Annotated in this window: 13 protein-coding genes; 2 read left to right on the plus strand and 11 right to left on the minus strand. The window is 43.4% G+C overall.

The window, feature by feature from the left end:
• Nucleotides 1-4: 4 nt before the first annotated feature.
• From BS63_RS0104785 to yfmF, 10 genes are all read right to left on the minus strand, one after another.
• Nucleotides 5-1,717 (minus strand): hypothetical protein, encoded by a 1,713-nt coding sequence (locus BS63_RS0104785; protein ID WP_002961259.1) that lies wholly within the window; start codon nucleotides 1,715-1,717, stop codon nucleotides 5-7.
• A 158-nt stretch (nucleotides 1,718-1,875) separates the two neighbouring features.
• Nucleotides 1,876-2,499 (minus strand): transglycosylase SLT domain-containing protein, encoded by a 624-nt coding sequence (locus tag BS63_RS0104790; RefSeq protein ID WP_002961260.1) that lies wholly within the window; start codon nucleotides 2,497-2,499, stop codon nucleotides 1,876-1,878.
• A gap of 157 nt (nucleotides 2,500-2,656) precedes the next feature.
• On the minus strand, nucleotides 2,657-3,709 hold the full coding sequence (locus BS63_RS0104795) for an aggregation-promoting factor C-terminal-like domain-containing protein (RefSeq protein ID WP_002961261.1): 1,053 nt from the start codon (nucleotides 3,707-3,709) through the stop codon (nucleotides 2,657-2,659).
• Nucleotides 3,710-4,162: 453 nt separating this feature from the next.
• The gene (locus tag BS63_RS0104800; RefSeq protein ID WP_002961264.1) at nucleotides 4,163-4,960 is read right to left on the minus strand and encodes an energy-coupling factor transporter transmembrane component T family protein; all 798 of its coding nucleotides are present in this window, start codon (nucleotides 4,958-4,960) and stop codon (nucleotides 4,163-4,165) included.
• The gene (locus BS63_RS0104805) at nucleotides 4,953-5,792 is read right to left on the minus strand and encodes an energy-coupling factor transporter ATPase (RefSeq protein WP_019770101.1); all 840 of its coding nucleotides are present in this window, start codon (nucleotides 5,790-5,792) and stop codon (nucleotides 4,953-4,955) included. Before BS63_RS0104805 ends, BS63_RS0104800 begins: the two co-directional genes overlap by 8 nt.
• The gene (locus BS63_RS0104810; RefSeq protein WP_019785490.1) at nucleotides 5,768-6,604 is read right to left on the minus strand and encodes an energy-coupling factor ABC transporter ATP-binding protein; all 837 of its coding nucleotides are present in this window, start codon (nucleotides 6,602-6,604) and stop codon (nucleotides 5,768-5,770) included. The genes BS63_RS0104805 and BS63_RS0104810 overlap by 25 nt, the downstream gene beginning before the upstream one ends.
• A gap of 3 nt (nucleotides 6,605-6,607) precedes the next feature.
• Nucleotides 6,608-7,150 (minus strand): CDP-diacylglycerol--glycerol-3-phosphate 3-phosphatidyltransferase, encoded by a 543-nt coding sequence (gene pgsA, locus BS63_RS0104815; protein ID WP_002961266.1) that lies wholly within the window; start codon nucleotides 7,148-7,150, stop codon nucleotides 6,608-6,610.
• Between the two features lie 11 nt (nucleotides 7,151-7,161).
• Nucleotides 7,162-8,019 carry a helix-turn-helix domain-containing protein gene (locus BS63_RS0104820; RefSeq protein WP_019785489.1) on the minus strand — a complete coding sequence of 286 codons (858 nt, stop codon included), beginning with the start codon at nucleotides 8,017-8,019 and terminating at the stop codon, nucleotides 7,162-7,164.
• Between the two features lie 60 nt (nucleotides 8,020-8,079).
• Nucleotides 8,080-9,348 (minus strand): EF-P 5-aminopentanol modification-associated protein YfmH, encoded by a 1,269-nt coding sequence (gene yfmH, locus BS63_RS0104825; protein ID WP_019795299.1) that lies wholly within the window; start codon nucleotides 9,346-9,348, stop codon nucleotides 8,080-8,082.
• A gap of 1 nt (nucleotide 9,349) precedes the next feature.
• Nucleotides 9,350-10,597, minus strand: a complete 1,248-nt coding sequence (yfmF, locus tag BS63_RS0104830; RefSeq protein ID WP_019795300.1) for an EF-P 5-aminopentanol modification-associated protein YfmF — start codon at nucleotides 10,595-10,597, stop codon at nucleotides 9,350-9,352.
• Nucleotides 10,598-10,676: 79 nt separating this feature from the next.
• Here yfmF and BS63_RS0104835 point away from each other — a divergent pair, with 79 nt between their 5' ends.
• Nucleotides 10,677-11,084, plus strand: a complete 408-nt coding sequence (locus tag BS63_RS0104835; RefSeq protein WP_002961272.1) for an RNA-binding S4 domain-containing protein — start codon at nucleotides 10,677-10,679, stop codon at nucleotides 11,082-11,084.
• A 1-nt stretch (nucleotide 11,085) separates the two neighbouring features.
• On the plus strand, nucleotides 11,086-12,180 hold the full coding sequence (gene recF, locus BS63_RS0104840; RefSeq protein ID WP_028798460.1) for a DNA replication/repair protein RecF: 1,095 nt from the start codon (nucleotides 11,086-11,088) through the stop codon (nucleotides 12,178-12,180).
• A 238-nt stretch (nucleotides 12,181-12,418) separates the two neighbouring features.
• On the opposite strand, the gene guaB is transcribed toward recF, so the two are convergent.
• The gene (gene guaB / locus BS63_RS0104845) at nucleotides 12,419-13,900 is read right to left on the minus strand and encodes an IMP dehydrogenase (RefSeq protein WP_019769643.1); all 1,482 of its coding nucleotides are present in this window, start codon (nucleotides 13,898-13,900) and stop codon (nucleotides 12,419-12,421) included.
• Nucleotides 13,901-14,027: the final 127 nt, after the last annotated feature.

The following is a 14,027-nucleotide window of genomic DNA, read 5'->3' on the forward strand; positions in this document are numbered from 1 at the left end:
CGATTTAATCAGAAAGCAAAACTTGGAAACTGCGTTTGCTGGCCTTGTGGTAGAGCCAGTAGACCGCTAGACCCAGCCAGCTGATGATGGTCAGCCAAAGGGCAAGGGTAAAATAGGTCGGAACTGTAAAGCTAACTGTCAACTTATTGACACCCTTTCTGTCCTTTACAGTAGGAATACCAAAGGCCGACAGCTTATAATCCTTGCTCGTCAGAACCTTGCCATTAAGAACCAGGCGGGTCTTCTTATAGACAGTTACTGGCAGCTCGGTTTGGCTATTTCTGGAGACCCAAGTCATGGTCAGGCTACCATCGTCATTGACAGTTTTTGTAAAGCCAGATTTGAAAATAACCTTCTCGGCGTAGTAGTCATAAGCATTGTAGCCCTTGGTGGAGCTGTAAACCGGAATATAGTCAGGTGTTGACTTGCGAATTTTCCCAAGGAGATTGTCCAAGTGGTCATCAAATAGGCTGGCCCTTTGCTGATTATAGGTACCCACTAAGTGAACATGGCGAGTAGACTCATAGACATATTGCTCACTCTCAGCCTGACTGATTCGCTTACTGGTACTTAGGCAGGTCTGCAGACCCCCAAAGAGCAAGCAGGCGAGCAAGCCCCAGCTAATTATCCGTCGCCATTTGACAAAGTGATTGAGGATTATGCCTCCAATCAATAAGAGAAGAATGGTGGCTGGAATAAAGAAGCGGAAAGGAAACTGAATTAGTTGAGCGATTTTGACCCCATGCTTAACCAAGTAATTCCAGGGAATAACGCTGGTTGACAGCAGGATAAAGAGCAGATAAACCGCATGCAGGATACGTTTCCAATTGGCCATGGACCGCCAGCGAACGACGACAAAGATGACTTGCCCAATCAGGAAAAGAACCAAGGGATAGGGCGTGGTAATCCAATAGGTCGAACCGGTGTTGATGGCACTATTATTCATCAAATCATTGATAAAGGGGTCCAATAATTTGTTGTCCAACTTTAGAAAAACTAGGGCAACCCAGACATTGGCCGTCAAGAGTAAGGTCAGAAAGACTGCAAATAGGCCCTGGGCAATAATTTTGACCTTCTTTTTGCTACGGAAAAAACCATAGGCAAAGAAGGGAACATACATAATCACCAAGAAGAAGGTGCTAAGCAGGTGAATCTGAAAGATTAAACTGACCGCAAAGGCAAGCTGGAAGGTGTGAATTTCCTTATAAAAGGTAAAGCGAATGGCAGGAATAAAGCAGAAGGGCATAACCGCCGCTCCCCAGCTGGAAAAGCCCTGCCGTAAAGTCCAATATTGAATAGAAAAGGTCGTCAGGTAGAGCAAAGCTATCGGTAGAGAGATTTCCTCCTTAATCTTAGCCGACTTGAGTAAGGCATACATGGAGGAACCGGCAATCAGGCCCGGCACAAAGCGTGAGACCAGCTGATAACCAAACCAGGTGTGACCAAGCAGGACTAGCAGGCCTTGAAAATAAGCAAAGAAGGGGCCGTAAACCGCATTGACAATCCGTCCAGACTGCTGAAAGCCATAAATGGACAGAAAATAAGAGAAGTTCCAATGCTTAATCTGCATGGCAGCTTCGTAGAAGCGGTTATAGTGGAAGACTGAGTCTGTCCCGAGAATGATACCTCTACTCAGCCACTGGGGAATAATCAATATAAAAGAAAAGAGGGCGACCAGTAGGAAGGGCCTTAATTTTACAAAATAGTTTCTTTTCATACCGAAAACTCCTTTTCCCTCCAATTTCTTTCCAGTATAGCATAAAAAATTAATAGGACAGAGGCTTTCCCCACGATTTGCCTGCTTTGACAGACCTACCCTATCAAAAAAAGCCAGTCTCACTAAGGAGATTGGCTTTGAGGTGTGAAGAATATCTATTACATACCCCAGGCAGACATACCTTGAGCATTGTAAGCATTGATTGCTGAGTTAACTTGGTCTTGAACCGTTGCTGTTGACCCCCAACCTGGCATGGTTTGGAAGAGACCTGAAGCACCTGATCCGTTGGCAACATTTGGATTCCCATTTGATTCGCGAGCAATGATATATTCCCAAGTTGATTGACTGACACCAGTCGCTGCAGCCATTTGAGCAGCAGCATCTGAACCAACAGCACCAGCAGAGTTGCCGTTACCCAGAGCTTGAGGCCCATGGTTGGTACTAGCTGCTGCGGTTGCCGTTGTTGTCTCAGCGCCAGCCTTGCTTGCAGCAACCTGTGGTTGAGCTTGCTCTGAAGTTGAGTCCATTCCTTCAAACTGGGGAGTGGCAGTTTCGGTAGGGGCGGTTGCTGTTGAAGCTGGTGTTTCGGCTGCTTTAACCTCAGCCTGACCCTTATTATCTGTATTATCGTCTGCCGAAGAAACTTCTTCCGCAAAAGAAGATTCTGAAATTGAAATTTTTGTGTGTTGTGAGAGGAAACCAAAGACTAGGGCCGTGAAGGTCGTCAAAATTGTAATGACGAATAACTTATCAGATGTTCGGTTTTCTTTTCTCTTACGCATACCGTACTTCTTTTTTATAAACTATTATCAGTTTAACTTAGTTTTATTACTAACTAATTGTTTTAATATTAAAATTATTACAATTTTATGTAGATTTAAGCAAAAAAGCCCTAAAATCTAGATTTTGGGCTTAATTCTTATTTAGTTTAATTTTTTCTTAGTACCAACCGTTGGCATTCCAATAATCAAGAGCGGCTGACCATGAGCCATAACGGCTATTAACGTAATCATCAGCTGTTTTTTCTTGGTTTTCTTCAGAAAGGTCATTGTTCAAGTAGTCTCTTGTCAATTGGTAACGACCATAGTAAGAACCATTTTCGGCTGAGTAGTTACCACCTGATTCCCGTTGAGCAATTTCTTCCTTAGCTGCAGCATCTGCAGAGCTGAGGTTTGAAGAATAGCCAGATGATGCCGGAGCTGCATCTTGAGCACTGGTATCTTCTTGAGCCGGTGCCTCACTTGTTGCTGCTTCGCTAGCTGAAGCTGTATCTTCTTGTGTAGTTTCAGAGCTTGCGGTGCCTTCAGAAACAACAGTATTTGCATCTTGAGGGGCTTGAGCCTCTTCGGAACTTGCTGCTGTATCTTGGTTAGCTTCTTCAGAGGCAGGAGCTTGACTGTTTTCTTCTGATGCTTGATCAGTAGAAGTTTGGTCAGTTTGCTCTTGAGCTGATGCTTCGCTTGTTGTTGCTGCATCTTGAGCACTGGTATCTTCCTGAGCTGGTGCTTCATCTTCCTGTGGAGCTTGGCTATCTGCTACTGATGTATCTTCTGCAGCTGGTGCCTCACTTGTTGCTGTGGCATCTTGGGTATAGTCTACAGATGCTTCACTTGTTGTTGAAGCATCAGCCACTTCTTCTGGCTGAACAGCCGTTGTATCTGCACTAGCTGTTGCTGTGTCTGTAGCAGTCGCATCATTTTCAACGTCTTGGGCAGCACCCATAGCTGATGAAACGGTTCCACCAACTTCAATTGTTTGGCCCGCCACGATAAAGTCTGGGTTAGCAATATCATTGGTCTGAGTCAAGTTATCAACAGTTGTATTATGGTTTTCAGCAATTTCTGAAAGAGTATCTCCTGCTTGAACAGTATAAGTTTCAGCGTGGACAACATTTGCAGCTGCCGTCGCACCAAAAGCTGCCGCCGCTGACAAGCCTGCCAAAGCTAATTTTTTAGAATTAAGAGTATCTTTCAAAATTGATTTTTTAGACATATAGAAATATGCTCCTTTTCTGAGATAGTATGCTATATATTACACTCTTTTTGTTACCTCCAGTTTGGTCTTAGATTAAAAATGTTACAGATACTTTTAATCTTTATAAAAAGGGCGTAAGCTAAAAACCAGTACATCCATGATTTTCCTTCACTCTTTAGTTTCAAGGTGTCAATGAAGGATTTTCGGTAGTCACCATCTTGCGTGCCACTCTTTCCTTACTTAAGGTTCCTTTCAAGCTATCATTGAGTTTGAAAGGAATCTGTCACAGGATGAAAGAGTTCGCTGTTTTTTTTTCACTCTCTCCTGCATAGTTGATTTTTTTAGACAGGATGGGAGAGTACTTGGTCTATCTCTTGTTTAACAAAGAATAGGGATGTCTGATCAATCACTGCATCAGAATCAAATAAGCATATAAAATTTTGAATTTAGCAACTATTGTTCCAAAAACCTTTAAGAGCTTTTGAGTAGGAAGAGAAGACAGCCGACTACAAGGAGAGTTAAGATAGCTAATCCATCTGACCAGCCCCAGTTTAGTTGACGATATTTGGTCCGTCCATCTCCGCCCTGGTAGCCCCGTGCTTCCATAGCAATAGCCAGGGCATCAGCCCGCTTGAAGCTCGAGGCAAAGAGGGGAATCAGAATGGGGACAATGGATTTGACCTTTTGAATGAGGTTTCCTTGGCCAAAATCCACTCCCCGAGCTTGTTGAGCCTTCATAATCCGTGTGGTGTCATCCATCAAGGTTGGGACAAACCGCAGACTCAAAGACAGCATGAGACCAATTTCATGGACAGGAATCTTGAGTGGTTTTAGGGGCTTAAGCAGGGACTCAACCGCATCCGCCAGACTTAAAGGGGTTGTGGTTAGGGTCAAGAGGGTCGAAAAGCAAATGATCAGGACAAAGCGCATGAAAATCAGGGCAGCCTGTCCCAGGCCATAATCCGTTACTTGCAAAATCCCCATCTGCCAGACCAGCTTTCCTTGGTGGTTGAAAAAGATTTGGAAGGCCGTCGTAAAGAGGATAATAACAAACATGGACCTGAGGCCATTGAGGAAGAAGCTCAATTTAACCCGGGAAAGCAGGATTAAAAAGAGGGTGAAGGCGGCCAGAAGTATGTTGGTAACTAGGTTGTTGGCCCAAAAGACAATCACGATAAAGAGAAACATAGCTATGAGCTTACTTCTGGGGTCCAAACGGTGAATCAGAGAGGAGCCCGGCACGTAGCGTCCTAAGATTAATTTATCCATGCAGCCCCTCCACAAATTCAGCAATCGTTATGGGCAGACAATCCATAGCCAAACCACGCTCCCGCATTTTTTGGGCAAACTTGGTAATTTTAGGCACGCCCAGCTGCTTGCTTTCCAAAAATTCGACTCTCTGGAAGACCTCTCTTGGTTGGCCAGAAGCCACCAGATGACCTGCTTCCAAAACATAGACCTGATTAGCATAATTGGCCACATCATCCATGAGGTGGGTTACTAGGACGATGGTCTGTCCCTGCTGGTGGAGTTTGGCAAAGAGTTCCATCAGTTCTCGCCGTCCCTTGGGGTCAAGACCGGCCGTCGGTTCATCCAAAACGAGGATTTCTGGCTCCATGGCCAGAATACCAGCGATAGCTACCCGTCGCATTTGACCACCGGATAAGTCAAAGGGATTTTTTTCAAAAAGATCTGCTGTCAGCCCAACTAAGGCCAATTTTTCACGAGCAATTTTTTCAGCCTCCTCCTTAGAGAGACCAAAGTTTTTCGGACCAAAGGCCACATCCTTAAGGACAGTTTCTTCAAAGAGTTGGCTCTCTGGGAATTGAAAAACCAGACCAACCTTTTTTCGGACACCTTTGATTTCCTTATTTTTGGAGTTGGGATTAATCACCAAGTCATCAACGGTTACCGTGCCCTGACTAGGCAGATTGAGACCGTTGAGCAATTGCATGATGGTTGACTTGCCACTTCCTGTATGACCGATAAAGGCCGTGTAGGAGCCGTCCTTTATTTCCAGACTAATATCAAAAAGGGCACGCCCTTCAAATGGCGTTCCCGCTTGATAGGTAAAGCTTACGTTTTTGAGACTAATGCCCATAACTCATCTCCTAGTTGGCTTTCATTTAGATAGGCTTGATTGAACGTAAGTCCCTTATCTTCCAAAGCTTTGATAAGCCGAGAAGTAAAGGGAATATCCAAACCTAAGTTTTTAAGGTCGTCCCCTCGTCCTAGTAAGGCTTCCGGCGTTGAACTCGACTCTATCTGACCGGCCTTCATAACTAAGACACGGTCACTCATGGCGACCTCATCCAAATCATGGGTAATGGAAATCAGGGTCAGGCCGTACGTGTCCCGCACCGCCTGAATGGTCGCCATCAGCTCCAAACGACCTTCTGGATCTAGCATACTGGTTGCTTCATCCAAAATGAGAATGTCTGGTCGCATGGCAATGATACCAGCAATGGCTACCCTTTGCTTTTGCCCACCAGAAAGTCTAGCTGGTTCTCGCTCAGCAAAGTCAGCCATGCCAACCATGTCTAGAGCTTCTTGAACACGGACCTTCATCTCCTCATAGGGCAGGCCTTGGTTTTCCAGACCAAAGGCTACATCATCGGCCACAGTGGCTCCGACAAATTGGTTGTCAGGATTTTGGAAAACCATGCCAATCTTGCGTCGCAGATCCCAGACATTGTCCTCGGTCAGCACCTGACCAGCAATTTTAATTTGACCAGACTCAGCTTCTAAGAGGCCATCAATTAAACGGACGACCGTCGATTTACCTGAACCATTGTGACCAACAATGGACAACCATTCCCCTTGTTTCACGTGAAACGTCACGTCCTTAAGGATATCGTTCTGGTCCTCCTGGTATTTAAAATTTAACTTGTCAACTGAAATAATTTCTGTCATAGCTTATTTGAAGGTGTCTTTAAAGAGATAACCTGCTCCCTTGAAGTAGTCATAGCCCGAATAGATGGTAAAGAAGAGGGCGATGTAGAGCAGGATGGTTCCTAGCAAGTTGAGGTGACAGAGGAGAAAAATAATGGAAAACATTTGCGTAACCGTTTTGATTTTCCCTGGCATAGCTGCCGCCAAAACAGTTCCTCCATTTTCAACTAAGAGTAGTCTTAGACCTGTAACAGCCAGTTCCCGACAGATGATGATGGCTACAACCCAAGCCGGTGCCATCTTCATGCCAACCAGCATGATAAAGGCTGACATAACTAACATCTTATCGGCTAGAGGATCGGCAAATTTACCGAAATTGGTAACCACCTTCCATTTGCGAGCCAGATAACCATCTAGATAGTCTGTAAAGCTAGCAAGGGCAAAGATAACCGCCGCTACGATATTCCAAACTAAATCAGTCGAAATTGAGGTCAAAATTAAGAAGACGGGTATCATAAAGATACGGATGATGGTCAGCAGGTTGGGGATATTTTCTTTTTTTATCATGGTAGCTTCCTTTACTTGATGGTGAGGGTGATATAGCTGGTGTTGTCCTTAGCTAAGCTTGATAAATCAAGGGTTTGGTCATTGATTTTCACAGTTACGTTATCAATACTTGTTAGGGTAATAACTGACTTGTCAGCCTTTGAATCAAGGGTTGCTTTGGTATCCTTGGTATTACCATCCAGAGTAACGCCCTTCTTATCTAAGTTTGAGTTGGTCACGCAGACAAGATTTTCCTGGTCAGAGTCCTGAGAAATTTCAACCGTCACCTGGTCGTTCTTATCAGCCAAGGTCACCGATATATTGGAGCCCTTGGTTGTAGACGAGAGTTTACTATCGCTGGCTGCTGAGGAATCCGCCTGGGCTTGTCCCTTCTCCTGATGAAGGGAGGAGCTAGGAAGGGATGCTTTTTTCATTTCATCGCTGACTTGAAGGTAGACAGCTGACCCTATTAGTCCAAGAACCAGAAGACTTAAAAGGGACATGATAACCAAGGGTAGGCGACGTTTAGGATTTTTTAGATACTCAAAACGGTCTGAGCGAGACCACTTGGTAAAGGGTTCGACAACTTTAGAGGTTTGCTCCTCCTCGGGTTCAGGAAGAGGTTCTTCCTTTTTCTTTTCTTCAACCTCCAGGCGAAAATCCGGATCTCCATAGCCCTCAAGAAGAGGCTCACTATCTAAGTCTAAAAATTCTGTATATGCCTTGAGGTAGGCATCAGCTTTTTCTCGAGTCAGAAATTGAAACTGATTATGCTCCATAACAGTAATATACTGCATAGGAATGTTCAGCTCTACCGACACCTCTTCAACTTTCAAATCCTTGGCAAGGCGAGCTCTCTGAAGATACTCACCAATGCTCACTTTTTTCATTGCAACACCTCAAGATAATGATTATCCTCTATTATAGCAAATTTCAGCCTATTTTTATAATTAGTTTGGAAAGATGGTGAACTCAGAGCTTACCATAGTCCCTAGCAAGTTCTGCCCCAGTTCCTCAAGGTCAGCTAATTGCAGGTCAGATAGGAGCTTAGGCAGGTCCAAATAAGATTCTTCATCAGTCTGGTAGCTTGCCAGCTGGCTGGCCAACTGCTCTATCGAATCTAGACTTCTCATAAATTCGCCGTAGATTTCCCTTGTCAGCAAATCCAAGTGTTCCTGATTAAAGTCAGCAGAAAGTCTAAAGTCTTTCAAAAGGGTCTTGATATTATTGGCCAGCTTAATGGGTTCTTGGGTATCCATGCTGAGAATAAGGAATTGAAAGCGAGAGGACACCTCAATTTCTATGTCAAAAGAGTCATCTATCAGACCCTGATCATACCAATCTTGGTAAGCCTGGCTGGTCCAACCGAGAATGATGGAAAAGAAGAGTCTCAGAACTAATTTTTGTTTGAGGACTGATTTGTTTGTTGCTGGTAACCGAAAACCAAGGGCTAATTTGGGTTTTGCCACATCAAAACGAATGGATTTTCGCTTGACAGGCTCTGTCAACTTCAAGGTTTTTTTGTCAATCTTTGTCAACTTAGTAGTAAAGTTTCTCTGATTTTCTTTGATAGTTGCAAGAGCTGTCTGATAATCAAAATTTCCGACCAAAAAGAGAGACAGATTGTCAGGTCTATAATAGGCCTTATGACTGTTTCTAAGCCATTTTAAAGTGATTTTCTTTAGGCTTTCTTGGCTTCCTGCAATGTCTTGAGTGAGTTTAGTATTTGGATACAAATTCGCTAAAATACCACTGTAAAGTTGGTAGTCAGGATCGTCAAGGTACATGTCAATCTCTTGGGCGATGATTTTTTTCTCCCGTTCCAGAGATTTTTTATCAATGTTGAGGGTCTTGACAAAGTTCAGTAGGAGCTGTAAAGCTTCCTGACTCTGACCAAGACTAGTATAATAATAGGCTGTCTTTTCAAAACTGGTAAAAGCATTGCTATCTGCCCCTAGCTCAGAAAATTTGAGGCTAGCATCCTGACCATCGGCCATTTCAAAAAGTTTATGCTCTAAAAAATGTGCCAGACCAGCAGGACTTTCTTGAACAGAGCCATCTTCTGCTAGGAGCTCATCAAGAGCCCCAAAATTCACCTGAAGGAGGGCAGTCATTTCTTGAAAATCCTGTTTGGGTAGCAAATAAACTTGCAGGCCATTGTCTAGTCTAGTCTTATAGAAGGTTTCTTTGAGACTAGGGTAATCAATTTTTTCCAGCATCTCATTTTCCTCCTTCTAAATAGTAAAGGGCCTGTAAATGGATTTTTCTAGCCAGTTGCATAATATCTGCTTTGTTGACAGCAGCAATTCTGTCAGGCCACTTGGGAAGATTCTCATCATTTTTTGCTAAGTACTTTTGGTTATAGGCTCGCTCAATCAGAATTTTGGGCGAATCTTGAGCAAGATAATAGTCGTTTAGCAGAAGCTGCTTGGTTTGCTGTAGGAGATGACTGGAATAACGTCCCGCCTTTAAATTGTGCCATTCTTGGTTAATCATTCTCAGGGTTTTCTCTCGCTGCCTTTTGTCAATACCGGCGTAAACTTGGAGTAAAACTGTGTAAGGGTGAACTTGACTGGAAATTGAATAGGCCAGGCCTTCTTTTTCCCTCACTTGCGTAAAGAGACGAGAGTGGGCAAAACCTCCCAGCAGACCATTTAGAACTAGGGCAATGGGATAATCAGGATGACTATATGTTAAAGGCAAGTGATAGCCTAGCTGTAAAATTGATTGATGATCATCTTGACGATCAATCTTTTCTTGTGTAATATTGAGACGGTCTTGAGTGAAGTTGACAAACCTGTAAAGTTTCCTTGCTTGAAAGGGAAAGCGATTGATTTCCTCTAAAACTGAAGACGCTTCAAAATCACCCAAAAGAAAAATATCTATCTGATCTTCTTTGAGCATTCTTTGAAATTCCTGATAGGCAGTAAAGGAGTTTTCCTGTTCCACCAAATCTACTCTGGCATATTTAGAAACTTTCAGGTTGTCATCATGGTAAAAGAGGTCATAAAGCCCCAACTCACTTAGATAAAAAGAATCTTCCTTGTCAGCCTCAAGATAAGAGATTAGATTGGCCTTCTCCACATCAAATACCTTGGATTGAAATTGCTCCAAGGTGATCAGAGGCTTGTAAAGAATGGTGTAAAGCAAGTCAAAGATTTCATGCTGGAAGTCTGTTTTTTCAAGATAGGATGGACTTATAAATTCAAGGTCAATATCAAGAATATGGGCTTTTCCCTTAGTTGACACCCTAGTTGACAAACTTGTTCCATAAAGCCTAGCTAGAGTCTTACGTAATTTTTGTGAAGATGGAAAATCGGCATTAGCTGTAGCTAACATTTGGGCCACCAAAACTCGCTTAGCTACTGTCTTTTTCAAGCGTTCTCCTGTGAAGCGAAAAGTTAGGTGATTGGTCTTAAATTTTTCAGTTTTAATCAGGTGTAGGTTGACACCATCAACAATTTTCATGGACTTTCCTCGGGTCAGTTATTGCCTTAAATTATATCATTTTATGCTATAATATTCTCATTAGAAAGTCGAGGAAACCATGGACTACAAACTGTTTGAGGACTATATTACCCTGCAAGCCCTACTAAAAGATTTACGGATAATCTCCAGTGGTGGAGCTGTCAAATCATTTTTGGCAGAAACTAGGGTCCTTTTTAATGGCCAAGACGAAAAAAGACGGGGTAAGAAATTGCGGATTGGTGACACGATGAGCCTACCTGAACAAGACTTAACCATCAAGTTGGTTGGACCAAGTCCCCAAGAGTTGGCTCAACATCAGGAAGAAAAGGCTGAAAAAGAGCGGGTCGCTGCCCTGGTCAAAAAAATGAACCAGAAAACCTCTAAGAACCAGAAGTCTTCACGCTCTAAAGCTAAACAGTCAGCCAATAAAGGGGCAAAGAAGGCTCAGAGATCAGATCGCCAGCCTGTTCGTTTTCCCGGTACTTAATATGTGGTTAGAATCTATTTCCCTCAAAAATTTCCGTAATTATACTGAGATGACTGCTGATTTTTCTAGCGGTCTCAATGTTTTCCTCGGCCAAAACGCTCAGGGTAAGACCAATTTTCTCGAAGCCATTTATTTTCTAGCCCTAACTCGTAGTCACAGAACCCGCTCAGATAAGGAGCTAATCAATTTTAAGGCCAAGGACCTGTCTGTCTCTGGTCTTTTACGAAGAAGGGGAGGCAAGCTTCCTCTAGAAATTGACCTATCTGATAAGGGTCGAACAACCAAGCTTAACTACCTCAAACAAATCAAATTATCCGACTATGTTGGCAATATGACTGTGGTTCTCTTTGCCCCTGAAGATTTACAGTTGGTAAAGGGAGCCCCCAGTCTCAGGCGGAAATTTTTAGACATTGATTTGGGTCAAATCAAGCCCGTCTACCTGGCCGACCTCTCCAATTATAATCATGTTTTAAAACAAAGAAATGCCTACCTCAAGGCAGCAGAGACCATTGATAAGGATTATTTGGCAGTCATTGATGAACAACTAGCTGATTTTGGCAGTCGGGTTATGGAGCATCGTTATCAATTTGTCCAAGACTTGACAGTGGAAGCTGATAAGCACCACCATATCATCTCCAACCAGCTGGAGCATCTAAAAATTTCCTATCAGTCATCGGTTAAATTTCAAGAACCAGCCGAGATTAAGCAAAATTTCCTAGACCAATTGGCCAAATCCTTTAGCCGAGATAGCTTCAAAAAGAATACCGGTGTCGGACCGCACCGCGACGATCTGACCTTTTTTATCAACGATATGAACGCTTCCTTTGGTAGCCAAGGTCAACAACGCAGCTTAATTTTATCTCTAAAACTGGCAGAAATTGAGCTGATTAAAACCATAACCGGAGATAGTCCAATTCTTTTATTGGATGATGTTATGAGTGAGCTTGACAACCACCGTCAACTTCGTTTATTGGATGGTATCAAGGAAAACGTGCAAACCTTTATTACCACAACTAGTTTGGACCACTTACAAGGTTTACCAGATAACTTAAAAATCTTTACAGTTGATCAGGGTACTATAAAAACCAACGAGTGAAATCGTTGGTTTTCTTGTGTTTTGACTGTCAAGATACTGTCAATTTGACAGTGTTTTAAATAAAAAGGCTAGAACGACAAATTCTAACCTCGCAACTTTTTTCGCCAAACACTTTGGCGCAGTGGTTGATTGCAAGTACTTATCCCCTTCGGGATAGCGTCCTTCCTAATCAACTGTGCGGGGGCGGGACAACGAACTTGACGGCATCGCCGTAGCAAGTTCTGTCCCGCTCCCTGTTTTATTGAACAGAGTAGTTTGGTGCTTCGTTGGTGATTTGAACATCGTGGGGGTGGCTTTCAATCAAGCCAGCTCCAGACATTTCAATGAATTGGGCCTTATCATGCAGAGCTTTAATATCTTCAGCGCCAGTATATCCCATACCAGATTTGATACCGCCGACCATTTGGAAGACGATGTCTGCCGCAGCACCCTTATAAGCTACCCGACCTTCAATACCTTCTGGCACCAACTTGTTGGCTTCATTGACAGATCCTTGGAAGTAACGGTCGCTAGACCCTTTCTTCATAGCAGCAACAGAGCCCATACCACGGTAGGTCTTGAATTTACGACCTTGGAAGATTTCGGTTTCACCAGGAGCTTCATCGGTACCAGCCATCATCGAGCCTAACATAACGGCATCACCACCAGCAGCTAGGGCCTTGACAATGTCACCTGAATACTTGATACCACCATCGGCAATAATAGTCTTGCCGTACTCACGGGCTACACTGGCAGCATCATAAATGGCTGTAATTTGGGGAACACCGACACCAGCAACAACACGGGTAGTACAGATTGAACCAGGGCCAATCCCCACCTTAACTACATCAACACCAGCATCATAGAGGGCACGGGCTCCATCAGCTGTCGCAATATTACCAGCAATCAAGGTCTTATCTGGGAAGGTCTTACGGATTTCAGCAATCTTACGCAAGACACCAGCAGAGTGACCATGGGCTGTGTCAATAACAATGGCATCAGCACCAGCATCAAAGAGGGCAGACGCACGTTCAAAAGTATCAGAAGTGACACCAACAGCAGCAGCTACTAAGAGACGGCCAAACTCATCCTTGGCAGCATTAGGGAATTCGATAACTTTTTCGATGTCTTTAATTGTAATCAAACCAGACAGGCGACCATTTTCATCAACCAAAGGCAATTTTTCAATCCGGTGCTCATGGAGGATGCTTTCAGCTGTCTTGAGGTCAGTTCCAACAGGAGCTGTTACTAGATTTGCACTAGTCATATGGGTGCTGATAGCTTGATTGTAGTCTGAGATGAAACGCATATCACGGTTGGTGATAATTCCGACTAACTTGCGGTTTTCCATGGTTTCCACAATTGGAACACCAGAAATACGATAACGTCCCATCAATTCATCAGCCTCTTTAATAGTCCGATCTGGCGTCAAGAAGAAAGGATCAATAATAACCCCATTTTCTGAACGTTTAACTTTGCGAACCTCTTCGGCTTGAGCCTTGATGGACATATTTTTGTGGATAACTCCCAGTCCACCAGCACGCGCCATGGCGATAGCCATACCACTTTCTGTCACGGTATCCATGGCAGCCGTAATAATCGGGATATTCAATGTCAAATTCTTGGCAAGCTGAGTTTGCATGTTAACCTCGTTTGGAAGCACATGACTTTCTGCCGGAATAAGCAAAACATCATCGAAAGTGTAGCCTTTTTTCAAAAATTTAGTGTCCCAATTTGACATTAAATCCATCCTCTTTTCTATAAAAATTAGCCCCTAAAAGCTCTTGTTATTAGTATAATATCATATCATGCTAAAAAAATTTGTCAATAAAATTTTCTGAGCTAATCATAAAAATCCTGCTCCCTTT

Origin of the sequence: Streptococcus sobrinus DSM 20742 = ATCC 33478 (genome assembly GCF_000686605.1) — a bacterium.
Classification (GTDB): domain Bacteria; phylum Bacillota; class Bacilli; order Lactobacillales; family Streptococcaceae; genus Streptococcus; species Streptococcus sobrinus.